General features: G+C 65.0%; 21 protein-coding genes, 1 tRNA gene and 2 pseudogenes. 14 read left to right on the top strand and 10 right to left on the bottom strand.

What is annotated here, in order from left to right:
* Window positions 1–256: 256 nt before the first annotated feature.
* From N2604_RS39320 to N2604_RS39310, 3 genes are all read left to right on the top strand, one after another.
* Complete coding sequence (locus tag N2604_RS39320) at window positions 257–748, top strand: (2Fe-2S)-binding protein (RefSeq protein WP_036002624.1); 492 nt, start codon at window positions 257–259, stop codon at window positions 746–748.
* Complete coding sequence (locus N2604_RS39315; protein WP_260373252.1) at window positions 745–3,039, top strand: molybdopterin cofactor-binding domain-containing protein; 2,295 nt, start codon at window positions 745–747, stop codon at window positions 3,037–3,039. The genes N2604_RS39320 and N2604_RS39315 overlap by 4 nt, the downstream gene beginning before the upstream one ends.
* Window positions 3,040–3,414: 375 nt before the next feature.
* Entirely contained in the window at window positions 3,415–4,509 is a 1,095-nt protein-coding gene (locus N2604_RS39310) for an HD-GYP domain-containing protein (protein ID WP_260373251.1), read from the top strand.
* A 202-nt stretch (window positions 4,510–4,711) separates the two neighbouring features.
* Here the strand turns inward: N2604_RS39310 and N2604_RS39305 are convergent.
* Both N2604_RS39305 and N2604_RS39300 read right to left on the bottom strand, forming a co-directional pair.
* Window positions 4,712–5,377: pseudogene (locus N2604_RS39305) on the bottom strand (AMP-binding enzyme); the annotation flags it as partial.
* Between the two features lie 48 nt (window positions 5,378–5,425).
* Window positions 5,426–5,836 (bottom strand): VOC family protein, encoded by a 411-nt coding sequence (locus N2604_RS39300; RefSeq protein WP_260373250.1) that lies wholly within the window; start codon window positions 5,834–5,836, stop codon window positions 5,426–5,428.
* A 124-nt stretch (window positions 5,837–5,960) separates the two neighbouring features.
* Between N2604_RS39300 and N2604_RS39295 the strand changes: the two genes are divergently transcribed.
* The 4 genes and pseudogenes from N2604_RS39295 (at window position 5,961) to N2604_RS39280 (ending at window position 8,630) form a co-directional block, all read left to right on the top strand.
* Window positions 5,961–6,935: a tripartite tricarboxylate transporter substrate binding protein gene (locus tag N2604_RS39295; protein ID WP_260373249.1), complete on the top strand. Its 975-nt coding sequence runs from the start codon at window positions 5,961–5,963 to the stop codon at window positions 6,933–6,935.
* Window positions 6,936–7,081: 146 nt separating this feature from the next.
* On the top strand, window positions 7,082–7,531 hold the full coding sequence (locus N2604_RS39290) for a helix-turn-helix transcriptional regulator (RefSeq protein WP_260373248.1): 450 nt from the start codon (window positions 7,082–7,084) through the stop codon (window positions 7,529–7,531).
* Between the two features lie 8 nt (window positions 7,532–7,539).
* Window positions 7,540–7,875: pseudogene (locus tag N2604_RS39285) on the top strand (SRPBCC domain-containing protein); the annotation flags it as partial.
* Window positions 7,876–7,892: 17 nt separating this feature from the next.
* A complete protein-coding gene (locus tag N2604_RS39280) occupies window positions 7,893–8,630 on the top strand; it encodes a thioredoxin family protein (RefSeq protein WP_260373247.1) in 738 nt (245 codons plus the stop codon).
* Window positions 8,631–8,829: 199 nt separating this feature from the next.
* Here N2604_RS39280 and N2604_RS39275 read toward each other — a convergent pair whose 3' ends face one another.
* On the bottom strand, window positions 8,830–10,074 hold the full coding sequence (locus N2604_RS39275; protein WP_260373246.1) for a S1C family serine protease: 1,245 nt from the start codon (window positions 10,072–10,074) through the stop codon (window positions 8,830–8,832).
* Window positions 10,075–10,280: 206 nt separating this feature from the next.
* Here N2604_RS39275 and N2604_RS39270 point away from each other — a divergent pair, with 206 nt between their 5' ends.
* The 4 genes from N2604_RS39270 to N2604_RS39255 all read left to right on the top strand — a co-directional run bounded on the left by N2604_RS39270 (window position 10,281) and on the right by N2604_RS39255 (window position 12,620).
* Window positions 10,281–10,898 (top strand): hypothetical protein, encoded by a 618-nt coding sequence (locus tag N2604_RS39270; RefSeq protein ID WP_260373245.1) that lies wholly within the window; start codon window positions 10,281–10,283, stop codon window positions 10,896–10,898.
* On the top strand, window positions 10,885–11,259 hold the full coding sequence (locus tag N2604_RS39265; protein ID WP_025033235.1) for a transcriptional regulator: 375 nt from the start codon (window positions 10,885–10,887) through the stop codon (window positions 11,257–11,259). The genes N2604_RS39270 and N2604_RS39265 overlap by 14 nt, the downstream gene beginning before the upstream one ends.
* Before the next feature lie 30 nt (window positions 11,260–11,289).
* Entirely contained in the window at window positions 11,290–12,030 is a 741-nt protein-coding gene (locus tag N2604_RS39260) for a di-trans,poly-cis-decaprenylcistransferase (protein ID WP_260373244.1), read from the top strand.
* Window positions 12,031–12,134: 104 nt separating this feature from the next.
* Entirely contained in the window at window positions 12,135–12,620 is a 486-nt protein-coding gene (locus N2604_RS39255) for a Crp/Fnr family transcriptional regulator (protein WP_172787947.1), read from the top strand.
* On the opposite strand, the gene N2604_RS39250 is transcribed toward N2604_RS39255, so the two are convergent.
* Window positions 12,559–13,386 carry a metallophosphoesterase gene (locus tag N2604_RS39250; protein WP_260373243.1) on the bottom strand — a complete coding sequence of 276 codons (828 nt, stop codon included), beginning with the start codon at window positions 13,384–13,386 and terminating at the stop codon, window positions 12,559–12,561. The two genes, N2604_RS39255 and N2604_RS39250, sit on opposite strands and share 62 nt — an antisense overlap.
* A gap of 209 nt (window positions 13,387–13,595) precedes the next feature.
* Here N2604_RS39250 and N2604_RS39245 point away from each other — a divergent pair, with 209 nt between their 5' ends.
* Together N2604_RS39245 and N2604_RS39240 are read left to right on the top strand one after the other, a co-directional pair.
* A complete protein-coding gene (locus tag N2604_RS39245) occupies window positions 13,596–14,282 on the top strand; it encodes a DNA-3-methyladenine glycosylase I (protein WP_260373242.1) in 687 nt (228 codons plus the stop codon).
* 204 nt (window positions 14,283–14,486) lie between these two features.
* On the top strand, window positions 14,487–14,780 hold the full coding sequence (locus N2604_RS39240) for a hypothetical protein (protein ID WP_036038628.1): 294 nt from the start codon (window positions 14,487–14,489) through the stop codon (window positions 14,778–14,780).
* Between the two features lie 100 nt (window positions 14,781–14,880).
* Here N2604_RS39240 and dinB read toward each other — a convergent pair whose 3' ends face one another.
* Both dinB and N2604_RS39230 read right to left on the bottom strand, forming a co-directional pair.
* Window positions 14,881–15,981: a DNA polymerase IV gene (dinB, locus tag N2604_RS39235; protein WP_260373241.1), complete on the bottom strand. Its 1,101-nt coding sequence runs from the start codon at window positions 15,979–15,981 to the stop codon at window positions 14,881–14,883.
* Window positions 15,982–16,111: 130 nt separating this feature from the next.
* On the bottom strand, window positions 16,112–18,052 hold the full coding sequence (locus tag N2604_RS39230) for an acyltransferase family protein (RefSeq protein ID WP_260373240.1): 1,941 nt from the start codon (window positions 18,050–18,052) through the stop codon (window positions 16,112–16,114).
* A 467-nt stretch (window positions 18,053–18,519) separates the two neighbouring features.
* Between N2604_RS39230 and N2604_RS39225 the strand changes: the two genes are divergently transcribed.
* Window positions 18,520–18,729, top strand: a complete 210-nt coding sequence (locus N2604_RS39225; RefSeq protein WP_260373239.1) for a hypothetical protein — start codon at window positions 18,520–18,522, stop codon at window positions 18,727–18,729.
* An 87-nt stretch (window positions 18,730–18,816) separates the two neighbouring features.
* Here the strand turns inward: N2604_RS39225 and N2604_RS39220 are convergent, their stop codons facing one another.
* From N2604_RS39220 to N2604_RS39205, 4 genes are all read right to left on the bottom strand, one after another.
* Entirely contained in the window at window positions 18,817–19,599 is a 783-nt protein-coding gene (locus N2604_RS39220) for an alpha/beta fold hydrolase (RefSeq protein ID WP_260373238.1), read from the bottom strand.
* 276 nt (window positions 19,600–19,875) lie between these two features.
* Window positions 19,876–19,952 (bottom strand) — tRNA-Arg (locus N2604_RS39215).
* A 63-nt stretch (window positions 19,953–20,015) separates the two neighbouring features.
* Entirely contained in the window at window positions 20,016–21,053 is a 1,038-nt protein-coding gene (locus tag N2604_RS39210; protein ID WP_260373237.1) for a diguanylate cyclase, read from the bottom strand.
* Window positions 21,053–24,163 carry an EAL domain-containing protein gene (locus tag N2604_RS39205; RefSeq protein ID WP_260373236.1) on the bottom strand — a complete coding sequence of 1,037 codons (3,111 nt, stop codon included), beginning with the start codon at window positions 24,161–24,163 and terminating at the stop codon, window positions 21,053–21,055. Before N2604_RS39205 ends, N2604_RS39210 begins: the two co-directional genes overlap by 1 nt.
* Between the last annotated feature and the right edge of the window lie 30 nt (window positions 24,164–24,193).

Here is a 24,193-nt window from a genome sequence, read left to right as displayed (position 1 = left end):
CGAAGAAACTGCCTGAATGCGATGGCACGCATGTCGGATGCACGCGCTGTTGCGTCCAGTGGCTGCGTCGCCGCCCTTGGCGCGCCGCACAACGAGTGAGTGTGGCGGTCGTTTTTTTCGACTCGTTCCAAATTGCATTTGCTTCCGCGCCTGAACGTGATCATTCTCGCGGCCAAGGCTGACGCCAGCCCGGTGGGCGTCAGCCATTCAAGTTGCCGCCGTAAGCGGCTTCATGCACCGGCAGGGGAAGACGCCTATGCCAACTCTCACCATCAACGGGCGGAGTCTGTCCGTGGATGCGGCGAACGACACGCCGCTCCTCTGGGCTATCCGCGAGCAATTGCAGATGACCGGCACCAAGTTCGGCTGCGGTGCCGGGCTGTGCGGTGCCTGCACCGTGCACGTCAACGGCGAAGCCGTGCGCTCGTGCCAGACCATGGTCGGTGACGTCGCCGGCAAGAAGATCACCACCATCGAAGGTCTCTCCGCCAAGGGCGATCATCCCTTGCAGAAGGCCTGGATCGCCGAGCAGGTGCCGCAATGCGGCTATTGCCAATCCGGGCAGATCATGCAGGCGGCCTCGCTGCTCGCGAAGAATCCGAATCCGACCAAGGAAGAGGTGGTCGCGCATATGGACGGCAATCTCTGCCGCTGCATGACCTATTCGCGGATCCAGAAGGCGATCATGCGCGCCGCGTCCGAGATGCGCACCGCATCCGCCACCTCCAGCGAGCGGAGGCCCACATGAATAGCCACGTGAAGAACCTCACGCCGGAGATGGCGGATCTCAGCCGCCGCTCCTTCCTCGTCGGCACCGCCGCGAGCGGCCTCGTGCTCGGCTATGCCGGCGTGCCCGGCATCGATGCTGCGGCGGCCGCGGCCCCCGCCAATTTCGAGCCGAGCGTGTGGTACGCGATCTCGCCGGACGGGCTCGTCACCGTGACCTGCGGCAAGGCCGACATGGGCCAGCACATCGCCTCCACCATGGCGCAGATCGTCTGTGAGGAATTGGGCGCGAAATGGAGCGACATGCGCGTGCAGCTCGCCTCCAACGATCCCAAGTTCAACGATCCCGTGCTGGGCGCTCAGATCACCGGCGGCAGCTGGTCGACCATGATGAACTTCGACGCCATGAGCCGCGCCGGCGCTGCCGGTCGCATCGCACTGACCGAGGCGGCGGCCGCCGCCATGGGCCTGCCGCCCTATTTCAAGGATCAGCTCGTGGTGCGCGACTCCGTGATCTCGCATCCGAAGTCGAAGAAGCAGATGACCTTTGCCGAGATCGTCCGAAGCGGCAAGGCGACGAAGACCTTCACGCCGGACGAATTGAAGGCGATCAAACTGAAGACGCCGGACCAGTACACCATGATCGGCGTCTCGGTGCCGCAGCTCGACATCCCCTCCAAGACCAACGGCACGGCCAAGTATGGCATCGACGTGATGCTGCCGGGCATGGTCTACGGCAAGGTGGTGACCCCGCCGGTGCGCTTCGGCGCGACGGTGAAATCGGTCGACGACGGCGAAGCCAAGAAGGTGCCGGGCTTCATCAAGGCGGTCATTCTCGACGACAAGACCGCAACCACGTCCGGCTGGGTCGTCGCGGTCGCCAACACCTATGCCAATGCGCGCAAGGCGGCGGATGCGTTGAAGATCGCCTATGACGCGGGCCCGAACGCGAAGCTGTCGAGCCAGTCGCTGCTCGACGAGGCCAGGCGGCTGCAGGGACTGGAGGATTCCGGCCAGTTCTTCGTCAAGGACGGCGATCCCAATGCAGCCTTCGGCTCGGCGGCCAAGGTGCTGGAGGCGGAATACACCACCAGCATCAACATCCACGCGCCGCTGGAGCCGATGAACGCCACCGCGGAGTTCAAGGGCGACATCCTGCACATCTATTCCGGCAACCAGTTCGCAACGCGCTCCGGTGCGATCGCGGCGGGAGCTGCCGGGATCGATCCGAAATTCGTCGTGATGCATCAGCATTGGCTGGGCGGCGGCTTCGGCCGACGTCTCGACGCCGACATGATGATTCCGGCGGTGCAGGCGGCCAAGGCAGTCGGCAAGCCGGTGAAGGTGATCTATTCGCGCGAGAACGACATGACGATGGATTTCTCGCGTCCGCTCACCTACCAGAAGGTCAAGGCCGGCGTGGACGGCGACGGCAAGCTCGTTGCGATCAGCCACGACGTGGTCTCGGCCTGGCCGACCGCGCGCTGGGGAATCCCCGATTTCCTGACGCCCTCGGTCGACAAGAAGGGCCCGCTCGACAGCTTCACGGTCAATGGAGCCGACTTCTTCTACACCGTGCCCAACCATTATGTGCGCGCGATCAAGAACGAGCTCGCGCACAACGCCACGCCGTCCGGCCAGCTTCGCTCGGTGGCGCCCGGCTGGACCTTCTGGGCCGTCGAAAGCATGATCGACGAGATCGCGGCGGCGACGGGCAAGGATCCCGCCCAGTTCCGCATCTCGTTGCTCGACGGCGCCGGCAAGAACGACGGCGGCGCGCAACGCTTGCGCAACACTCTGCTCGCCGCGATGGGACTGTCCGGCTACGGCATCCGGCAATTGCCGAAAGGCGAGGGCATGGGCGTCGCCTGCGTCTCCTCGCAGGAGCGCGCGAGCGCGAGCTGGACGGCGTGCGTGGCTCACGTCGCCGTGGCGCCGTCGGGAGCGGTGACCGTGAAGAAGCTCACGATCGCAACCGACGTCGGCACGCAGGTGCATCCCGACAATATCCGCGCCCAGGTCGAGGGTGCGGCGCTGTGGGGCCTGTCGCTGGCGATGTACGAGAAGGCGACGCTGAAGGACGGTGGCATCGAGCAGACCAATTTCGACAGCTACACGCCCTTGCGCATGAGCCAGACGCCCGAGGTCGCGGTCGCCGTGATCGCCAACGGCGAGAAGGCCACCGGCGTCGGCGAGCCCGCGGTCACCGTGGTCGCGCCGGCCATCGGCAACGCGATCTTCAATGCCAGCGGCGCCCGCGTCCGGGCGCTACCGATCACGGCGGAGGCCGTGAAGGCGAGCATGAAGGCGTAAGCCGAGCCGCGATTGGCAAATGAGTCGATCCGCCGGAGGCAATCTCCGGCGGATTTGTTTTTGGGTGCGCTCCATATTTCGCCGTCATGCCCGGGCTTGTCCCGGGCATCCAGGTTCTTCGCACGTCTAGGCCAAGGCCGTGGATGGCCGGGACAAGCCGGGCCATGACGGAAAATTCCCCTTATCCATCAATGCCCGTTCTACTGTGCATGGGGTTCTTTTCGCGGGTTTTGAAGCCCCCCGGAATCCCTATTCCTAAAATTGCAGCCAATTCCCCAAGGCTCCATTGAGCACGCCTCTTAAGGGCCAGAGAACCTGATCCGGCTTAGGCTCATCGGCCAATACGCCCGAGTTCCCGGTACTTGTGGGGAAGCCATGAACGCCTCAGCCAAACCCGCCACCAAACGCCGGCTTCTGCTCGCCTCCGATCGGAGCGACGGGAGCAGCGAGCTCGCCAGCATCTTGAAAGCAGTCGGCGACGTCTCGACAGTGAAGACCGAGGAGCTTCCCGCCCAGCCGTCGCGCGATCTGTCCGGGCTCGTGGTCGACATCAACCTGCGCTCGCCCGAGAGCGTGCAGCGGGTCCGCAACAAGCTGCGCGGCGATGCCTATCGTTCGATGCCGCGGCTGTTCGTGCTCGCGGACGCCCTGCATCACGGCACCATGCAGGCCTGGGCGCTCGGGGCCACCGACACCATCTCGCGGCCGCTCCAGGCGGAGGCCATCCTGCAGCGCATCCGCGGCGCCTTCCCGGACACCGCCGCCTATGACGCCACCGATCGCGGCAAGACGCTCAACCGCGGTGTCGAGGCGGCGCATGCGGTCTTGACCAAGATGTTCGAGAAGCTGCCGCTCGGCGTGCCTCTGACCTTCGACGACGTCATCGCCGCCGAGAGCAAGATCCTGAAGGCGATCAAGCATTCCTCGCTGCGCGAATGGCTCACCACGGTCGGCTGTCACCATGTCGGCAGCTATCGCCATTGCCTGTTCGTCACCGGCTTCGCCGTCGCCTTCGCGCAGCATCTCGGCATGCGCGAGGACGACCAGCGCCGCCTGACCCGCGCCGCGCTGCTGCACGACGTCGGCAAGGCCTTCGTTCCGGCCTGGCTGCTCGACAAGCCCGGCAAGCTTACCGACGAGGAGATGGCCGAGGTCCGCCAGCATCCGCGCCGCGGCTACGACGCGCTCGCCGCCCAAGGCGGCTTCCCGCCGGAGATGCTGGACGTGGTGCTGCATCACCACGAATTTCTCGACGGCTCCGGCTATCCGAACGGCCTGTCGTCGAACCAGATCAGCGACATCGTGCGCCTGACGACGATCGTCGACATCTACGCCGCGCTCGTCGAGAAGCGCGCCTACCGCATGCCCTTCACCCATTCCCGCGCCTTCACGATGATGGAAGGCATGGGCGGCAAGCTCGACCAGCAGCTGCTGCAGGCGTTCCGCCCGGTCGCGCTGGGGTCGTTCTAGGCGAGACGTTGCAATTGCTGAGGCGCGCGGGCTGCTTACCCTCCCCTGGAGGGGGAGGGTCGCTTCGCATGGAGCAAAGCGAAATGCGAAGCGGGGTGGGGTGATCTCTCCACATGGGCACCGCCTCTAAGGAGGGACTGTCACCCCACCCCGCTCGCGCTGCGCGCGATCGACCCTCCGCCTCCAGGGGAGGGTGAAGTCCCCCCACCATCTTCCGCAGCTCCGCCTTCGCCAGCTTCTCCAGCGTCGAGCGCGGCGTGTCGTCGACGAGCCTGATCTCGCGCGGCAGCTTGAAATCGGCAAGGCCCTTGCGGCAGGCTTCCATCACGCGATCCTGCAGGTCGGGCGCAGCGCCCGCGACGCCGCCCGGCGGGATGATGAAGATCACCGGCACCTCGTCCAGCATCGGATGCTCCTTCGCCACCACCGCAGCCTCGCGCACGCCCGGCACGACGGCGATCACCTGCTCGATCTCGGGGGCCGCAACGTTCTCGCCGCCCACCTTCAGCATGTCCTTGGCGCGGTCGCCGAACTTGATGAAACCGTTCTGAAGCCGCTCGACGCGATCGCCGGTAAGGAAGAAGCCGTGCTCGTCAAAGCTCTCGCGCGTCGCCGTCTCGTTGTGCAGGTACTCGGCGAACGGCGCCAGGCCCGGAATGCCCTTGATCGCGAGATTGCCGGTGTCGCCGACCTCCGTCGGCCGGCCGTCGTCGTCGGTGATGCGGATCTGATATTCGGGCGCGGCGCGGCCGATCGACATCGGGATGTTGGGCTGATCGACCTCGCCGACGATGTCGTGGGTGATGGTCTCGGTCATGCCCCACCAGCCGACCATCTTGACACCGAAGGCGGTCGGCTCGTTGATGGCGGCGGGACAAGCCCGGGCATGGCGACCGAATGGCCGCGAGAGCGCGCCTCAATCCTTGTACGACGAGATCTCGATCAGGCTGCCATCGGGATCCCGGCAATAGACCGAGCGCAGCGTGCCGCGGGCACCTTGCCTCGGGCCCGGGCCTTCCTCGATCGCGACGCCATGTGCCCGCAAATGCGCCACCACCTCGTCCGGCGTGGCGGAGGTGAGAAAGCACAGGTCTTCGCTGCCCGTAGTCGGATGGTTCGCGGTGAACCACTCCACCTTGTCGGCATCGCGTTGCCGGACGTTGATCCTCTGGTTACCGAATTCAAGGAAAGTCCGCGGCGCTTTGCCGCCGCCGGGATCGAACACCTTGACATCCATGCCGAGAATCTTGCCGTACCACGCAGCACTTGCCGCGACGTCGCGGACATTGATCACGAGATGATCCAGGGCATGAACCTTGACCGGCATGTCTCATCCTTTCGTCGTGAAGTGTCCCGCGCACTTTCCGCACTTCGCAAGCTTTGTTACAACCGCATCGACGCCGCTTTCAAGCTATCCGGCTTGCAAGAACAACACTGGGAGAACCCTTGAGATGATCACTCGCCGTACCGCGCTGGGCCTGCTCGCCGCCAGTCCGCTTGCAGCCACCCCGCTGTCGAAGGCCCTTGCAGCCGATTATCCGGCCCGTCCGGTGAAATGGGTGGTCGGCTATCCGCCGGGCGGCGCCACCGACATCCTGGCGCGGCTGATCGGCCAGCGGCTGTCGGAAAAGCTCGGCCAGCAATTCGTGGTCGAGAACAAGCCCGGCGCCGGGAACAACATCGCCACCGAATCGGTCATCAATGCCGAGCCCGACGGCTACACACTGCAGATGGTCAATCCGGCCAACTACATCAACGCATCGCTATACGCCAATCTGAAGTTCAACTTCGTCCGCGACATCGCGCCGGTCGCCTCGTTCCAGCGCGTGCCGAACGTGATGACCGTCAACAAGGACGTGCCGGCCAAGAACGTTGCCGAGTTCATCGAGTACGTGAAGGCCAATCCCGGCAAGGTGAACATGGCCTCGTCCGGCAACGGCACCTCGGTGCATCTGTCCGGCGAGATGTTCATGGCCATGACCGGCTGCAAGATGCAGCACGTGCCCTATCGCGGCGCGGCGCCCGCGATCACAGATATGCTCGCCGGCCAGGTGCAGGTGATCTTCGACAACATGCCCTCGATCATCCAGCACATCCGCTCCGGCAGCTTGCGCGCCATCGGCGTCACCTCGGCGGAGCGCTCGCCGCAATTGCCGGAGGTGCAAACGGTCGCCGAGACCGTCAAGGGCTATGAGGCGAGCGCGCTGTTCGGCATGGGCGCGCCGAAGAACACGCCGAAGGAAATCATCGCCAAGCTCAACGCCGAGGTCAATGCGGTGATCAAGGAGCCCGACATGGCCAAGCGCCTGGTCGAGCTCGGCGGCGAGCCGCGGGTGCAGACGCCCGAGGCGTTCGGCGAGGAGATCAAGGCCGAGACCGAGAAGTGGAAGAAGGTCGTCGAGTTCGCCGGCCTGAAGGTCGAGTAGCGATCTCGCGATGACCGGGAAGGGAGCCCTGCCGTTCGGCAGGGCTTTTTTCATGGCTGCGTCCGGCAACCCGTCACGCAGTCGTGCGGATCCTCGCCTGCGGGTTAAGGCTTGACGTTGTCGCGCTCGCGTCTATACTAAACCACATGGTTAAGTATAGGGACGAGACGCTGGACCGGACTTTTGCGGCGCTGTCCGACCCGACGCGACGTGCCTTGCTGGCGCGCCTCGGCGAGCAGGACGGCCTGTCGGTGAGCGAGCTGGCGGCGCCGTTTCCGGTGTCGCTGCCGGCGATCATGAAGCATCTCGACGTGCTCACCGATGCCGGGCTGATCGTGCGCGAGAAGACCGGGCGCACGGTTGCCTGCCGGCTGACCGCGCAGCCGATGGAGCAGGCGATGAACTGGCTCAATCGCTATGCGCAGTTCTGGTCCCACAATCTCGATCGCCTTGCCGCCTTCGTGGAGGAAGAGACATGGCCACAGCCGCCAACGCCGCCGAACGACCGGCAGAGCGACCAAGCCTCACGCTCACGCGCCGGCTCCGCGCGCCGCCGCAAAAGGTCTACGCCGCCTGGACGCAAGCCGCGCAGCTAGCGCAATGGTTCGGGCCGCCGAACATGAAGCCGGCGACGCTTCAAGCCGAGCTCGACGTTCGTGTCGGCGGCCGGTTTTGCATCAGCTTCGCCCGCGACGACGGCGAATATTTCGAGGCCGGCGGCCGTTATCGCGAGGTGGTGCCGAACGAGCTCCTCGTCTTCACCTGGGCCTGGCACTCGACGCCGGAGCGTGAATCGCTGGTGACGATCTCGCTGAAGCCTGATGGTGCCGGCACCTTGATGGTCTTCCATCACGCCCAGTTCTTCGACGAGACCGCACGCGACAACCACCAGCGCGGCTGGAGCTCGTTCTTCGACAAGCTCGATGCTTTCGTCGCCTGATCCCCAAGGAGAACGCCATGCAGCAACATCAGATCGTTTCGCGCGAGCAATGGATCATCGCGCGCAAGGCGCTTCTGGCCCATGAGAAGGAGTTGACGCAGGCCCGCGAACGGCTTGCCGACGAGCGCCGCCGGCTCCCCTGGGTCAAGGTCGACAAGGCGTACGAATTTGAAGGGGCGAACGGTATTGTGTCCTTGGGTGACCTGTTCAAGGGCCGGCCGCAGCTCATCGTGCAGCACGTGATGTTCGCACCCGATTGGGACGCGGCCTGCAAGAGCTGCTCGTTCTGGGCCGATGGGTTCGAGCGCATGGTGCCGCACCTGGCCGCGCGCGACACCGCCATGGTTGCGGTCTCGCTGGCGCCGAGCGCAAAGCTCGAGGCCTTCAAGAAGCGGATGGGCTGGACTTTCGACTGGGTTTCCTCAGGCCGCAACGACTTCAACCGCGATTACGGCGTGACGTTCTCGCCGGAGGAGGTCGCGACCGGCAAGCCGATGTACAATTTCGGGACCACGCCGCTCTATGGCCCCGAGCTGCCCGGCATCAGCGTGTTCTACCGCGACGAGGCCGGCGCGATCTTCCACACCTATTCGTGCTTCGCCCGCGGCCTCGACATGATGAACGCCGCTTATCAATATCTCGATCTCACCCCGCTCGGCCGTCACGAGGAAGGCCTGCCCTATCCGATGGACTGGGTGCGCCTGCGCGACCAGTACGAACCGCAGCCGGCGAAGGCGGCGTGCTGCCACGGGTGAGGGAGCGGGCCGCGCCGCGATCTCTACTCTGTCACCGTCACCCTGAGGTGCCGGAGCGAAGCGGAGGCCTCGAAGGGTGGCGGCCCGGCTGCATCCGGGCCGATTCATCCTTCGAGGCTCACACTGCGTTGCAGTGTGAGCGCCTCCAGCGACGAGCGCTGCGCGCTCGCGCGGGGATGACGGAGTTGGTCGCCTCACGCTACCGCTTCGCGTCCGCCTGCTCCGTCGCATTGCACGAGATCAGCATCGTATACGGCCGGGCGTTGGCGGCGATGTCGGTGGTCTTCAGCTCGCTCTTTGGCTCGGCGGTCTGATAGGGCACGATCGAATTGTCGAGGAAGTCGCGCAGCACGCCGGTCTTGATGGCGAAGTTGATGTTTTCAGGGATGTTGCCGGTCGCCACCGCGATGCGCAAGGCCGGGATCTTGCCGGTGACCACGCCCACGACCTGGCCGGTGTTGTCGAACAGCGGCCCGCCGCTGTTGCCGGGCTGCACGGGTGCGCTGATCTGCAGGAAGCGCGAGTCGTTGCGCATGCCGCTGAGCGAGCTCACGATGCCGGTGGTCACGCTGAAATCCGAGGTCAGGATGCCGTGATAGGGAAAGCCGATCGCGACGACGGAATCGCCGGAGCGGATCGAGCGGTCGCGGATCCGGGCAAAGTCCTTGAAGGTCGTCGTCGACGGCGCCTGCAACAGGGCGAGATCGTTGTTGGCATCGCTCGAGACGACGCGCAGCACCATTGCGGCCTCGCCGGTGAGATTGCCCTTGATATCGCCGACGCAGCCGTCGATCACATGGTGGTTGGTAACGATGTGCCCGCCCGTGCTGACGACGAAGCCGGTGCCGCTCCTGGCACGGGCAGGTTTGCCGCCGGAGGGCGGTGCCGCCTGCTTCTCCGCCGTCGCCGCCGGCTTGGCCGCACCCTTGGTGAAATCGCCCGCCTTGTCCAGTCCGTCGGCTTTCACCTTGCTCACGCAATTGGTCAATGCCGCGATCACCGGCCCGGTCGATGTCAGGTCGAAATTCAGAACGGCGCGGCCGGCTGTCGCCACCATAAGGCTCGCCTTCTGAAACGTACGCACGACTTTGAGCGGCATGACGGCCGTGAGCATGTTGGACTGATACGCCGTGGCGTACAGCCTGGCTTGCTCCTGCCCGTCAAAGGTCACGTCGATCGCGGCGCTCTCGCCCTTGTTGAAGCGGTAGCTCGGACTCGCAAAGGCGAGCGTCCAGGTGCCGGTGGCATTGTAACCCACGACGAGAATGACGCCGTTCGCGTAAGGCGTCGTCGCCGCGCAATGGGAGAAGGCGCCGGTCTCGTCATTGCTGAAGGCGCCGCCGATCCAGTTGCCGACATTGACGGTGCCGAACGGCCCCGCCGCGTTCGCCCCGACCACACTCAGCTGCAACACGAACGCAACGACCAACGACCTCAACCACATACCAGCCCCCGGCAAACGCGCTTGCATCCATCTTATCCGCGAGGGCAGGTGAGGCGCAACCGTCAGTTGTCCACGCCAGTCCGTTCGGGCTGCCCGCAGCAATTCGGGCTTGCATTTACTTTGCGGAGCCATATACTTTGCAATACAAAGTAACGGGACCAGCTGTCCCGCGAATTCCCGGGTGGAACGAGGTTTTGGCGGTGCCGATGCGCGATCTCGACAAGGCGCTGGCCGACATCGTGGCGATCCGCAGCCAGATCGCGGCGGGCACCGCCTTCCGCGGCTACGGCCCGGCGGCGATGGCGGCGACCGGCACTGTTGCGCTCATCACCGCCGTTCTGCAATTCTGGTTGCTGGATGATCCCACCGGCGAGCCGCTCGGTTTCTTCATCGGCTGGTTCATCGCCGCCGCGCTCTCGGGGCTGATCATCGGGATCGAGATGCGCGCGCGGTCGCGACGCCATCATTCCGGTCTCGCCGACGCGATGATTCACCAGGCGGTCGAGCAGTTTATGCCCGCCGGCGTTGCCGGTGTGCTGCTCGCGGTGGTGATGTGGAAGTTCGCGAGCGAGACGCTGTGGCTGCTGCCGGGCCTGTGGCAGATCCTGGTGTCGCTCGGCATCTTCGCCTCGGTCCGCTCGCTGCCGCGCAGTGTCGCGCTCGCCGGCGCCTGGTATTTCGTGTCCGGCTTCGCGGTCGTGGTGCTCGCGAGCCGAACCCACACGCTGTCGCCATGGACCATGGGGCTGCCCTTCGTGATCGGGCAATCGGTGATGGCGGCCATTCTGCATTTCGCGTCCGGAGACAACGATGTCGAAGACTGACAGCGCGCCCTTCTCCTATGAAGGGCTAGACCGCGTGATCCACGAAAAGGCAAGGCTCGGCTTGTTGACCTCGCTGATGGCCCATCCCAAGGGGCTGGCATTCGGCGATCTCAAGCAGCTCTGCGGCCTCACCGACGGCAATCTCAGCCGGCACCTTGCCGTGCTCCAGGAGGCCGGTCTCGTCGAGGTGACCAAGGGCTACGAGGGCAACCGCCCGCACACGACCTGCCGCCTGACCAAGGCCGGCCGCCGCCGCTTCCTCGACTATCTCGCCGTGCTCGAGCGGCTGGTGCGCGACGCGGCGAAGGCCGCCGGCCGCGAGGCGCCGCCGCTCGGCCGCCTCGGCATCGCCTCGACCTGATCCTCCCCTTTTTTGACCGGAGACTTTGCAATGCAAAGTGAAAACACGTCCCGCAACGAGAAGCTTCACGTCGGCATCATCATGGACGGCAACGGCCGCTGGGCGACGCGGCGCGGCCTGTCGCGCCTGCGCGGCCACGAGGCCGGCGTCGAGACCATCCGCCGCATCGTCGAGGCCGCGCCCAAGCAGGGCATCGGCACGCTGACGCTCTACGCCTTCTCCACGGACAATTGGCGGCGGCCGAAGGCCGAGGTCGCGGCGCTGATGACCTTGCTGCGCTTCTACCTCGCGAACGAGGTGCAGAGCCTCGTCAAGAACGGCGTGCGCCTCTCCGTCATCGGCCGCCGCGATCGCCTGCCCGACGGCATCGCCGCCGCGATCGCGCGCGCCGAGGCGGCCACCGCCGGTGGCCGCGCGCTGCATGTGCGCATCGCCGTCGATTATTCCGCGCGCGACGCCATCCTCAATGCCGCGGCCAAGGCGGCCGCGCTGACCAGCCTCACCCGCGAAGCCTTCTCGCAGCTCGTCACAGGCGAGGCCGGCCTTCGCGACGTCGACCTCATCATCCGCACCTCCGGCGAGAAGCGGCTGTCGGACTTCCTGCTTTGGGAAGGCGCCTATGCCGAGCTGCACTTCACCGAGCGGATGTGGCCCGAATTCGACGCCGGCGATCTTGCCGAGGCGCTTGCCGCCTTCCACAACCGCGAGCGCCGCTTCGGCGGACTGCAGGCCATCCTGCCCGGAGAGGTGCCCTCGCTCTCTCGGGTGTGACGCGCCTTGCGCGCCAGCCGGCCCCCCGCTGATTGCCGCCTGGCATGGATCGTGCTCTAGTAATCCGGCGTTGGGTATGGTCCCGCGACCGGAGCTTTCGCACCATGCGTGCCGTCCTCGATTATTGCACCGGCGGAACGGAGCGGCAGCTTGCCGCCGGTACCATCATCGTCGCCGAGGGGGGCACCTCCGGCCATCTCTACGTGCTGATGCAAGGCAGGCTCGAGGTCCTCAAGGGCGAGATGGTGGTCGCCACCGTCACCGAGCCCGGCGCGGTGCTGGGTGAGATGTCCGTGCTGCTGGGCCAGCCGCACACCGCAACCGTACGGGCCTGCTCCGACGCCATCGTCTACGAATTCGAGGATGCCGCCTCGTTCCTCGAGAAGGAGCCGGGCGTGGCGCTGCTGATCGCAAAAATGCTGGCGCAGCGGCTCAACGTCGCCAACACCTACCTCGCCGATCTGAAGCGGCAATATGCCGGCCACGGCACGCATCTGGCCATGGTCGGCGAGGTGCTCCAGAGCATGATCAACCTGCCGCCGCTTGAGGTTTCTCCAGGCTCGGATCGGCAATCCGATCCAAGAATGTGAGCCAGTCGGGCGGCGTCTCGATGGCGGCGGCGGGCCGCTGCAGCGGCGCATTCAGGTCGATCCATTGCGCCTCGCCGGCCGCCAGCCAGAACGCCTTGTCGGCCTCGAGATCGAGCACGATGTAGGTCGGGGGACGGCCGGGTTGCAGGCCCGTGTTGAAGACCCAGGTCTGGCCCAGCCGGTCGAACCACGATCCATTACTGATGAAGGGCGATTGATGCACATGGCCCGAGATCACCATCGACGGCTGGTATTGCATGATCCACTGCACCAGCTCGACGTCGCCGAAGAAGCGCTTGCCGCCCCAGCTCGTCGGCGAATCCGCCGGCGGCGCATGATGCGCCCAGATCCAGCGCTGCGGCCTGACGGCCGCGGCATCGCGCAACTGCTCGATGAGGCGTTGCTTGACCTGGGGTCCGTCCCACCACGGGCACACCGTGAACAGGGTATCGCCGAAGGTGAGGCTGTCGCCGTCGCAGGCGATCCCGAGCTCGCGCACCTCCGAGATCCACCGCGAAATCTTCTCACCTTCGGCGTTGCGTTCGTCGAGGTCGTGATTGCCGGAGCAGAGGATCACGCGGGTCGTCGCAGCCAGCAGCGCGAGGTACTTCTTCACCACCACGATCTGGGCGCGGAAATCCACCATCGAGCCGATGTCGAGCGCGTCGCCGGCGAAGATCACGAGGTCGAATCGCGGCGCAGCGCTGACCAGCCAGTCGAGCTGAGGCAGCGAATAGTGCAGGTCGGCCACGACCAGGCAGCGCATGGAAAATCCGACGGCGAGAGATCAAAATGTCAGGGAATTCCAAAAACGGCATAAAGCAAGAAGCAGACCAGCCCGGCCGCCCCTTTGCGTCAATCCAATGAGCGACAGCATGCTGCGTCCCGTCGCAGAGCGCAAGGGGCGGCAATGCGGGGGCTGGACCGGATCGCCGAATTCTGGTGTCGTGGCCCGCCCTCAACACCTGTGTTCACATGACCCCCTTCAAGTCCATTCGCGCCCGCGCCGAGAAGCGCAAGGGCGGGCCCAAGGCGCTGGACAAATTGATGCCGGCCAAGCCGGACCTCAAGCGGCTGGCCAAGCTCGGCGACGATCGTATCCTCGCCGAAATGACCAAGCGGGTGTTCTGCGCCGGCTTTGCCTGGAGCGTGATCGATTCCAAATGGGACGGCTTTGAAGCGGCCTTCCTGCATTTCCAGCCCGCCAAGCTCACGTTCCAGCCCGAAGACTATTGGGAGGGCCTATTGCGCGACGCGCGCATCGTGCGCAACGGCGCCAAGATCATGTCGGTGCGGGACAATGCCGTGTTCGTGCAGGAGATCGCGAAGGAGCACGGCAGCTTCGGCAAGTTTCTGGCCAAGTGGCCGTCGTCCGACGAGATCGGCCTGCTCGATCTCCTCACCAAGCGCGGCAGCCGGCTGGGCGGCAACACCGGTCAGATGCTCTTGCGCTTCGTCGGCTGGGACGGCTTCGTGACGTCCAAGGACGTCGTGGCCTGCCTGCGCGCCGCCGGTCTCGACATCGCCGAGGAGGTCAAGTCGAAGGGCGATCTCGCCAAGGTGCAGGCGCAGTTCAACGCCTGGGCCGAGGAGTCCGGCCTGCCGTACACATATCTGTCACGCATCTGCGCGCTGTCGGTCGGCGAGAACAGCAGCGAGTAGAGCGTCGGTCGACAGATCGTGTGCATCCTGTGGCGATCTTGTGCTGCGAACGCGGCCGATGAAACTCGCGATCACGAAATACATTTCGCAGGAACATTTGTCCGCAGCACCTGTTCGGGACTCTGAGCCAGGCGCACAAGGGCGCAGGGAATGCTCGCTCCCGCCCGGCTCAATGACAAACCGGATCCAGCAACGGAGCAGCTCATGAAGCTCACATCTGAACAGGTGAAGCAGACCGTCAACCAGCTCGGCGCTCAGGTGCTGCCCGACGAGCATCCGGCGATGCCGCAGCTCAACAGCATGTTCGGCGAGCACACCTTCTTCGTCGACGAGATGGGGCTCAAGGTCCTCGAGCCGACGGGATCGCTTGGCAGCGACCGTCAGAGCGGTGAGGTCGTCAGCCTCGCCGATTGGGGCGATTCCGACCTGACGCGCCTGATGGCGCATGAGCCCGAACCGACCGGCGTGATCGTGGTGTTCGAGCATATGAAGCATTGAACGGGCCCCGAGCGCGGTCGACCTCCATCGGTGGCGGATCGGAATATCCGCCACCGTTCGTCGCGCTTGGTGCACTCCGTCGCCGAAGCTCGAGCCGCGTTCAGATGCCCAGCGTCAGCTGCGGCTCCGACTCGCCGGCGGCATGGAGCGACGACAGCGAGACACCCAGCAGCCTGACGCGCTTGGGCAGCGGCATCTCGGCTTCGAGCAGGCCGCAGGCCAGCCGCTCCAGATCGTCGCGTCCGGCAACGGCCGCCGCGACGGATCTGCTGCGCGTGATGATCTCGAAGTCGGCGAACTTGATCTTCAGGGTGACGGTGCGGCCGCGATTGCCGGTCGCCTCGCAATGCCGCCAGACCTTGTCGACGAGAGGCCTGAGCTCGGCGACAAGCGCGTCGAACGCGTCGAGGTCGGTCGAGAACGTGTTCTCCGCGCCGACGGATTTGCGGATCCGGTTGGCGCGCACGGGGCGTTCGTCGACGCCGCGTGATATCCAATAATAATACGCGCCCGACTTGCCGAAATTCGCATTCATGAACTCCAGCGACTGGTTGCGGATGTCGCGGCCGGTGAACAGGCCGAGCGCATTCATCTTCGCCGCCGTCGCCGGACCGATGCCGTGGAACTTGCCGACCGGCAGCGTCTCGACGAAGGCCGGCCCCATCTCCGGCGAGATCACGAACTGGCCGTTGGGCTTGCGATGATCGGACGCGAGCTTGGCCAGGAACTTGTTGTAGGAGATGCCGGCCGACGCGTTGAGCCCGGTCTCGGCCTTGATCTTCGCGCGGATCTTCAGCGCGATGTCCCGCGCCAGCGGGATGCCTTGCAGGTTCTCCGTCACGTCGAGATAGGCTTCGTCCAGCGACAGCGGCTCGATGACGCTCGTGTGCTCGGCGAAGATGTCGCGGATTTGCCTGGAGATCGCCTTGTAGACCTCGAACCGCGGCCTGACGAAGATCAGATCGGGACATTGCCGCTTCGCCGTCACCGACGGCATCGCGGAGCGGACGCCGAACCTGCGGGCCTCGTAGCTCGCAGCCGCGACCACACCGCGTTCCGCGGAGCCGCCGACTGCGACCGGCTTGCCGCGCAGCTCCGGATTATCGCGCTGCTCCACCGACGCATAGAACGCATCCATGTCGATGTGGATGATCTTGCGGACAGGCGAGGGTTCGCCGATCGTCGGGTCGGATTCGCTCATGGAAAGATGATACAATCGCGTGGGGAGATGCGCGAGCAGAGGGATGCTTCCGTCGATCTGGCAGCTGAATTGAGCTGCACAATCGCGGCAGGGTCAAAAGCCATCTCAGGCTGGTGACGATGGGCACTCGTCAGTTCCGCTCAGTCGAGATGGTCTCGGCTCGGCCACGATCGCTGGGGAGAGGCGGAGGCTCTTCCTTGCCACGGATGAACTCGAGGAGCTGGATTGAGGCTCCGTCGCCAACGCGCTGCGCACCTGCGACCGTGAGGTGATTGACGTCCCAATAGAGCCAGAGGCCGTCCATGGCGGTCGGACACTCGGCTTCTCCGCACAAATACCGTTCCGGGTAGAGCAGAAAGACCTGGTTCGGGTAGCGACTCCGGATCTCCTCGAGCATGGCATGGAATTCGCGATTGTCGGCCTGCACGCGCTCGAGAGGCACAGCAGGACAGGGCTTGCTCGGTGCGTGCCAGAGAGGTCCCGGTGCGAAGCGGGACATCGCGCTGCGGCAGCCCGGCTCGACTCCGGGCGCTATGATCAGGATGCGCCGCCCGCTGCCGCCCAGATCATGGATCGTGTTCTCGATGCCGGCCCGCCAGACCTGCAGGGCCGGTGCATCGACCTCCGGGGCGAGCTCGTTGCGGATCGCATTGCCGTAAGTCATCCAGGATTGACTGAGCACGATTGCGGCCTGGTTCTGCCTGATCGCGGCGAGGTAGGTATCGCGCTGGCGTTTGCAGTCCTGCGAGCCGTCGAAAGCGATGCGCACGAGGCCGACGAGCAACGGACAACCTTCGGCCGTATAGGCCTCTCCCCGGACGGCGGCGCGCTTTGCCGCCGGGTCCAGCGCTGCGACATAGTGCTCGGCGAAGGAGTCGCCGAGCACTTGCACCCCAACGGGGTCGCTCAATGAACCGAAGGCACATTTCGATTGTGCGCTCTTGGCGCACGGCCAGAAGCCGAATCGCTGCAGATCGGCGACCTCGCGGGCCTGTGTCGGGAGCCGCCATGGCCAGCCATCTTGACGGTTGGCCACAAATGCAACAATCGCGAGCGCGACGATCGTCGCGGCAGCGGGGCCGGCGACTCGCAGCAGTGACGAGCGACCCGCGCGATACGGCTTTTCGATCAGCCGATACATCAGCGCAGCCAGCGTCATCGCGAGGGCGACGATCAGCACTTTCACCGGAACCGACTTGGCGTCGTCGCCCATGATGTAGCCCGCGTAGACGATCAGGGGCCAGTGCACGAGGTAGAGCGAGTAGGATACCAGCCCGATCCCCGCAGTCAGCGGATTGGTCAGGACAGGGGAAAGGACGTGACGGTCACCCGCCAAAATCAGGCAGGCTGCACCCAGGCATGGGACGAGGGCCGTCGCGCCAGGGAAGGAGGTCGCATTGTCAAAGCTGACGACCGCGCAAGCGATCAAAGCGAATCCGGCGACAGCCAACAGTGCGCGCGCTCCGGCCGAGAAGGTCAGCCTCTGCTCCGCAAAGATGACCAGCGCTCCGATCGCAAATTCGAAGGCGCGACAGGTCGGCAGGTAGAAAGCACCCGAGCTGTCGGTTGCGAGTGTCGCTTGCGCGATGCCAAGCGAAAGAATTGCACTGCCCAGAATGAGCAAAGGCAATGCGCGACCGAGCATTCTGCGTCCCAGCAGAATGAATACGGGCCAAAACAGATAGAATTGCTCCTCGACGGCCAGCGACCAGAAGTGAAGCACAGGGCTGGGATCGGTCGAGTTGGCAAAATAGGCGTGGCTGCCGCGCCAGAAGTAGAAATTCGAGACCGATGCCAGCGTAGCCACGACGTCTTGGGCCAGGCCCTTGAAAAGCTCCGGAGAGAACCAGAGGCCACCGATGGCCAAAACGCCGATGATGGTGACGATCGCTGCGGGAAAGAGGCGCCGGATGCGGCGCTCGTAAAATCGCTGGATCGAAAATTCGCCGCGATCAGCCTCGCTGAGAATGATCCGAGAGATCAGATAGCCCGACACGACGAAAAACAGGTCGACCCCGACAAAGCCGCCGCCGAACGGCGGAACGTCCAAATGATAGAAGAATACGCTCAAGACGGCGATCGCCCGGAGCCCGTCAATGTCGCGTCGATGGGATAGCTTTGTAACCAAGTGCTGAATCCACTGGCGGCGGTTCGTCCGACTGCGGATCCGCGCGCACCCGCTTGCCTTTAGCGCGCCCGCATGCGTTCCTCAACCGCAGAAGGGGCTGAATTCTCCCCCAGTCGCGCTCGCCCCAGTCAAGCCGTCTCCGTCGGAAACGGCAACCCGTCCGCTGCGCCAGGCGTCATGTCGGCTTCGCTCATGGCAAGATAGTATAGTCGCGCGGAAAGAAGCGCGAGGCGATGGATGTTTCAGCTGTCGTTGTGCGCCGTCTGGGTCGCGTCTGCCGGCGTGCTCAATGCGGCGATCTGGCGTTTCAATTGAGGCGTTCAGTCCAGATCGATTCAAAAAACAATCTCACGCTTGTGAGTGGCAAGCCAGGGCATGTGCTTCCATATGAGCCCGCGGAGGACAGGTCCATGCAATACAGCTCCGAGCTCATTCAAACGATGCGTCAGGCACTGGAGACCGTGATGGCGAGCGTGCCGGCGGACCAGTCGGTGTTCGGCCTGAAGGCGGCCGTGGCCGAATGCATCCTGAAGGCCGCCGCACACGGCCAGACGTCGTATGACGGATTGGTGACGACCGCGTCCGATCAGATCCAGGCGATTGTCGCGATGCTGACGTGAGTGTGGGCACGATCTCGTCTGATCTTGCTCCGCCCTGCCAATGTGTTGTCCTCGCCGCGGTTGGCACAGGTCACGCTCATGCGAAGTTCATTCGCGTCCTCGCACGTAAAGCGAGATGAATCGATCGATCATGGCGTTGATCTGCTCCGGCACCTCGAGCGACAAGAAATGCCCGGAGCCAACAGCCTTGGCCGTAACCAGTTGCGGGCATAATGCCGCAAAGCGGTCTAGATCCGCGAGCCGATGAGCGGCTTCGATATACAGCACCGGGACGCGGCACGCTTGGGCGCACTGACCCGCCCGATGCACATCCCAGGGAAACAGACTCTTAAACGTCGACACCAGCACGTGCTGTGGCGTCGCCAGAAAGGTCTGTTCGACATGGGCGTGGCATCTGTCGGTCGGCAGACAGGAGTCCGCCACGATTTTTCGTACCTCGTCCGCAAAGTTCGGCCCCTGCAGGCCCTCCAGGTAGCTGGTGAACACCGCTCCCGCGGAGGCAGGGAAGAGCACCCCGGAATCGAGCAGCACCAGCCCGGCGGGAAAATCCGGGTAGCGGGCCGCAATTTCGAGTGCCATGTTGCCGCCCATGCTTTGACCCACGATGACCGGCTTCGCTATCTCTTGCCGGGCACACAGCCAGACGAGATCCTCGGCGAAGCCTTCGATCGAGTAGTCCTGGTGCGGCTTGTCGCTCTCACCGTGACCTCGCAGTTCGGCATTCAATGCGCGACCTTGCCGACCGAAGTACTCCATCTGTGGCGCAAAGTGGGTGCGATCCCCGCCAAGGCCATGGACGAACAGGAACTGAGGCGATCCCTTCCCAGCGAGGTCGAACGACAATTGGACGCCTTCACGCGCGAGCTTCATTGGTCATCTCCGTATCCACCGGCATTCCAGGCTTCTCGGGCAATGATGCGGTAAGGGGGCGGGGCGACCCGTCGATCGCTGACGTCAAGGCTCAAACGGCTCCTTGCAATCGCGTATGGCCAATCTTCGAGCGCGTCCTAGCGCATGATCCGGAAAAGTGTGCAGCAATTTTCCGAAGAGACTATGTTCAAACAACCATCTAAAGCGCGATGACGACCCATCCCAATCGCATCGCGCTTTCAGGAGACTCGCACGGCCTCGCGCAAAAGCCTGAGCTGGCGCACCCGACACGATTCGAACGTGTGACCTTTGCCTTCGGAGGGCAACGCTCTATCCAGCTGAGCTACGGGTGCTAGTGGAAGGTTCATTAGCCGATTGGCGCGGGGCGGGCAACCGCTTCTCGATGGAAGCGCGCTTCAAGCCGATTTGCGCCTGACCGGGGCCGGAACCGCCTTTTGGCCGAGCGCGGCGAACTCGGCCAAAACCTGTTCGGCGCAGATGACACGATTGCGGCCGAGCCGTTTGGCCACATAGAGCGCCTGGTCGGCGGCGCCGAGCAGCCGGTCGGGGCTGTCGTCGGCACTCCCTGGAATATGGCTGGCGACGCCAACGCTGAGGGTGACGTGGTCGCCGGCGCCCGTCGCGCCGTGGGCGATCGCCAAGGTCATCACGGCGCAGCGGATCGCCTCGGCCACCATGCAGGCGCTGTCACAATCCATGTCGGGGAGGATCAGCGCAAACTCCTCGCCGCCATAGCGGCCGGCGAGGTCGAGCGGGCGCACCGCGTGCCGGCTGACCACGGCTGCGACCGCGCGCAGGCACTCGTCGCCGCTCTGGTGGCCGTGCTGATCGTTGAACAGCTTGAAATGGTCGACGTCGACGAACAGCAGCGCCAGCGGCTTCTGCGTGCGCTGGGCGCGGGCCCATTCGCCGAGCAGCATCTGGTCGAAGGCGCGGCGGTTCGACAGGCCGGTGAGCCCGTCCTTGGTGGCGAGCTCCTTCAGCGCCGTCTCGGCGCGCTTCTGGTCGGTGAGGTCGCGCAGCGTCTCCACCACCGCAATGAGGTTGCCGGCCTCGTCGTGGATCGGGCCGGCATCGATGGCGAGATAGAGCTGGCTGCCGAGCTTGGGCATCACGCACCAGTTCTCCGCGGAGAAGCCGAGCCCGTTGTGGCCGCGCGCGGCATATTCCGAATAGTACTCCGGCAGCTGCTCGGGCCGGTCGAGCGCGACGAGGTCGGCAAGGCAAGGGCGCTTGGTCTCGTAGAACGCCTGCCAGTGCTTGCTGGTGCCGATCACCTCGGCGGCTCCGACGCCGGTCAGCCGCTCGCAAGCCCGGTTCCAGATCACGACGCGGCGCTTCGGGTCGATCACGAAGGTCGGCACCACGAGGTGCTGCATCAGCCGCACCGCGTAGGAATCGGCGACATCGACGGTCTTGCGCGACTTCGCCATCAGGCCACCGCGGCCACGGGCAAGCCACCGCCGGCACCGAACAGCTTGCGCACCTCGCTGGCCGGCTTCGGCGCGCTGAACAGATAGCCCTGCATCTGCGTGCAGCCGAGCGCGCGCAGCATGTCGCGCTGCGCCTCGGTCTCGACGCCCTCGGCCACCGTCGTCATGCTGCTGGCGGAAGCGATGTTCACCACCGCCTGCACGATGACGGGCGAGCCGGTGGTCTCGGCGATGTCGACGACGAAGCAGCGGTCGATCTTGATCTTGTCGAACGGGAAGCGCTTCAGATAGCTCAGCGAGGAATAGCCGGTGCCGAAATCGTCGAGCGCGATGCGCACGCCGATCGAGCGGAGCTGGTGCAGGATCGAGAGCGCCGCCTCGTCGTCGCGAATCAGCACGGCCTCGGTGATCTCGAGCTCGAGCCGGCGCGGGTCGAGGCCAGAGGCGGCGAGCGCGCCCGCGATCCGCAGCGCCAGCGTGTCGCATTTGAGCTGCACGGGCGAGACGTTGACCGCGACGCGCACATGCGCCGGCCAGGTCGCGGCCTCGTTGCAGGCCATGCGCAACACCCATTCGCCGAGCTCGGTGATCAGGCCGGTGTCCTCGGCGACCGGAATGAACTCGGCCGGCGACACCATGCCGCGCTCGGGATGGCGCCAGCGCAGCAGCGCCTCGCAGCCGGACACTTCATTGGTGCGCAGGTCGACCAGCGGCTGATAGTGAATCTCGAAGCCGCCGTTCACCAGGGCCTGGCGCAAATCCTGCTCCATGCTGAGGCGCGCCTTGGCGCTGGCATCCATCTCCGGCTCGAAGAAGCGGTGGGTGCGGCGGCCCTCGGCCTTGGCGCCGTACATCGCGAGGTCGGCGTTCTTGATCAGCTGGTCGAGATCGGCGCCGTCCTGCGGCGCCAGCGCAATGCCGATGCTGGCATCGGTCGAGAGCTGGTGGCCGAGGCAATGATAGGGCTGGCGGATCGCCTGATAGATCCTTGTCACGAACGACAGCACGTCCGCGGGGGAAAGGATCCCGGTCTGGATCACCGCGAACTCGTCGCCGCCGAGGCGCGCGATCAGGTCGCCCTGCTTGAGGCAGCCGCGGAGGCGGCCCGCGATCGCCTTCAACAGCTCGTCGCCGACATGGTGGCCGAGCGAATCGTTGATGCCCTTGAACTCGTCGACGTCGATATAGAGCAGCGCGAACTGGCAGCCGTCGGCGACGTTCGCCAGCTCGCGTTCGATCTGCTCGCGGAACAGGGTCCGGTTCGGCAGGTCGGTCAGCGCATCGTAGTGCGCCATATGCGCGATCTTCTCGTCGGCGTGCCGGCGCTCGGTGACGTCGTCGATGACATGAATGAGATAGCGCGGCTCGCCGGCGCCGTCGTTGATGCCGATGCGGGTCGAGGTGATGTAGCGCAGGCCCATGCCGGGCATCTGCCAGGCGTGCTCGTCCTTGAACAATCCCTTGGCCGATTTCAGCGCCCTGCTGTCGTCGTCGGTGATGTGGGCGGCGGCCCCCTCGGGGAAGATGTCGAAGGCGGTCTTGCCGACGACGTCCTGGCGGGACTGGCCGAACAGCTGCTCGGCGACGACGTTGAGCAGCAGATATTGCCGCGTCCGGGCGTCCTTCACGGTGATCTGCGATGGGATGTGGTCGATGATCTCGCTCAGGAAGGTGTAGTTGCGGTCGCGCTCCTGTTCCAGGTTGCGGCGCTCGGTGATCTCCTCGATCGTGGCGACCCATCCGCCCTGTGCCAGCGGCGTGTTGATGACCTGGAAGGCGCGGCCGTTGGCCAGTTGATGGGTCCGCGTCGAGACCGTACCCTCGGCGGCGGCCTTCATGACCTCGGCGCAAAACGCCTCGACGTCGCCGTCGAACGCGCCGCGCTCCTTGCGATGATACATCGCCTCGCGAATGTGACAGCCGGGCTTGATGACGTCGTGCGACAGGCCGAACATGTCGGCGTAGCGGCGGTTGCAGGTGACGATGTATCCGGCGGCGTCGTACAGGATCAGCCCCTGCGACATGTTGTTGAGGGCAGTGTCGAGCCGGAGCCGCTCCGCCTCGATCCGCTGCTGGGCCTCGCGGTTCTGCCGATTGATCTGGCGGATGATCAGGTAGAGGATCAGCGCGATCACGCCTGCCGAGAGTCCTGCCGTTGCCACCATGAAGCCGGTCTGCTGCCGCCAGTCCGCAAGTGCCGCGGCCGTCGTGTTGGTCGCGAGGATGACCAGCGGGAAATGCGTCAGCGACGCGGCCGAGCCGAGTCGCTCCTCGCCGTTGACGGGGCTCCTGCCGCGGAGCGTCTGCTGACCGCCTTCGGCCAGCACTTTCTGCATCAGCGGCCCGTCCCTGAAGTTCCGCCCGATCAGCTCCTCGCTATGCGGATAACGCGCCAGCAATTTGCCCCCGCGGTCGAGCAGCGAGATGGCCGTGCCGTCGGCGAGCGCGACCGATGCGAAATATTGCTGATAGCTGTCCGGGTCGATCCGCCGCACCATGGCGCCGAGGAAGGTGCCGTCCGCGCCGCGCAGCCGGCGTGCGACAATGGTGGTCCATTTGCCGATGATGAAGCTGCGGACCGATTCCAGGATGACCGGCTCGGCCGCCGGATTGAATTTGAACGATTGGAAATAGGCGCGCGAGGAGATGTTGATCTTGGGCAGCGGCTGGGCCCGCGACCAGTTGATCAGATCGCCCTCGGCATCGTAGATCGCGATGTCGCCGAGATACGACACGGAGCTGATCTTGCTGCGCAGCATCTGGTTTGGCGCCGGCCCGGACATGCGCTCGCGGAACATCGCAGGCGAGTTGATCTCCGGCAGGTTCATCTGCCCGATCAGGTCGGCGGCGACGACGTCGGAATCCTCGAATTGCTGATCGAAATGCCGCGCGATCAGCTTCACCGTGTTTTCAAGCTCGCGTTCGCGGTTGGCGAGGGTCCGCTCGCGAAACTCGCCGACGGCGATCGCCGTGGCGATGAAAATTCCCGCGACCAGAAACACGCCGCACAGGGTCAGCCACAGGACGGGACCACGCCGCGCCAAGGCCTTCCAGCCGTTCCTCGCGGCTAGAGACATTCCGGCTGCAACCCTGGCAAAGACCTGGCGCATTCCCCCTCCCTCGAGGAACAGGAATACACC

This window comes from Bradyrhizobium sp. CB1015, assembly GCF_025200925.1.
GTDB lineage: Bacteria > Pseudomonadota > Alphaproteobacteria > Rhizobiales > Xanthobacteraceae > Bradyrhizobium.
This window is presented reverse-complemented; position numbering and strand designations above follow the sequence as displayed.

What these genes read in the sequence shown, in the direction of transcription:
- N2604_RS39320 (WP_036002624.1), top strand. Translation starts at nt 257, where the DNA reads ATGCCAACTCTCACCATCAACGGGCGGAGTCTGTCCGTGGATGCGGCG.
- N2604_RS39315 (WP_260373252.1), top strand. Translation starts at nt 745, where the DNA reads ATGAATAGCCACGTGAAGAACCTCACGCCGGAGATGGCGGATCTCAGC.
- N2604_RS39310 (WP_260373251.1), top strand. Translation starts at nt 3,415, where the DNA reads ATGAACGCCTCAGCCAAACCCGCCACCAAACGCCGGCTTCTGCTCGCC.
- N2604_RS39300 (WP_260373250.1), bottom strand. Translation starts at nt 5,836, where the DNA reads ATGCCGGTCAAGGTTCATGCCCTGGATCATCTCGTGATCAATGTCCGC.
- N2604_RS39295 (WP_260373249.1), top strand. Translation starts at nt 5,961, where the DNA reads ATGATCACTCGCCGTACCGCGCTGGGCCTGCTCGCCGCCAGTCCGCTT.
- N2604_RS39290 (WP_260373248.1), top strand. Translation starts at nt 7,082, where the DNA reads ATGGTTAAGTATAGGGACGAGACGCTGGACCGGACTTTTGCGGCGCTG.
- N2604_RS39280 (WP_260373247.1), top strand. Translation starts at nt 7,893, where the DNA reads ATGCAGCAACATCAGATCGTTTCGCGCGAGCAATGGATCATCGCGCGC.
- N2604_RS39275 (WP_260373246.1), bottom strand. Translation starts at nt 10,074, where the DNA reads ATGTGGTTGAGGTCGTTGGTCGTTGCGTTCGTGTTGCAGCTGAGTGTG.
- N2604_RS39270 (WP_260373245.1), top strand. Translation starts at nt 10,281, where the DNA reads ATGCGCGATCTCGACAAGGCGCTGGCCGACATCGTGGCGATCCGCAGC.
- N2604_RS39265 (WP_025033235.1), top strand. Translation starts at nt 10,885, where the DNA reads ATGTCGAAGACTGACAGCGCGCCCTTCTCCTATGAAGGGCTAGACCGC.
- N2604_RS39260 (WP_260373244.1), top strand. Translation starts at nt 11,290, where the DNA reads ATGCAAAGTGAAAACACGTCCCGCAACGAGAAGCTTCACGTCGGCATC.
- N2604_RS39255 (WP_172787947.1), top strand. Translation starts at nt 12,135, where the DNA reads ATGCGTGCCGTCCTCGATTATTGCACCGGCGGAACGGAGCGGCAGCTT.
- N2604_RS39250 (WP_260373243.1), bottom strand. Translation starts at nt 13,386, where the DNA reads ATGCGCTGCCTGGTCGTGGCCGACCTGCACTATTCGCTGCCTCAGCTC.
- N2604_RS39245 (WP_260373242.1), top strand. Translation starts at nt 13,596, where the DNA reads ATGACCCCCTTCAAGTCCATTCGCGCCCGCGCCGAGAAGCGCAAGGGC.
- N2604_RS39240 (WP_036038628.1), top strand. Translation starts at nt 14,487, where the DNA reads ATGAAGCTCACATCTGAACAGGTGAAGCAGACCGTCAACCAGCTCGGC.
- dinB (WP_260373241.1), bottom strand. Translation starts at nt 15,981, where the DNA reads ATGAGCGAATCCGACCCGACGATCGGCGAACCCTCGCCTGTCCGCAAG.
- N2604_RS39225 (WP_260373239.1), top strand. Translation starts at nt 18,520, where the DNA reads ATGCAATACAGCTCCGAGCTCATTCAAACGATGCGTCAGGCACTGGAG.
- N2604_RS39220 (WP_260373238.1), bottom strand. Translation starts at nt 19,599, where the DNA reads ATGAAGCTCGCGCGTGAAGGCGTCCAATTGTCGTTCGACCTCGCTGGG.
- N2604_RS39210 (WP_260373237.1), bottom strand. Translation starts at nt 21,053, where the DNA reads ATGGCGAAGTCGCGCAAGACCGTCGATGTCGCCGATTCCTACGCGGTG.
- N2604_RS39205 (WP_260373236.1), bottom strand. Translation starts at nt 24,163, where the DNA reads ATGCGCCAGGTCTTTGCCAGGGTTGCAGCCGGAATGTCTCTAGCCGCG.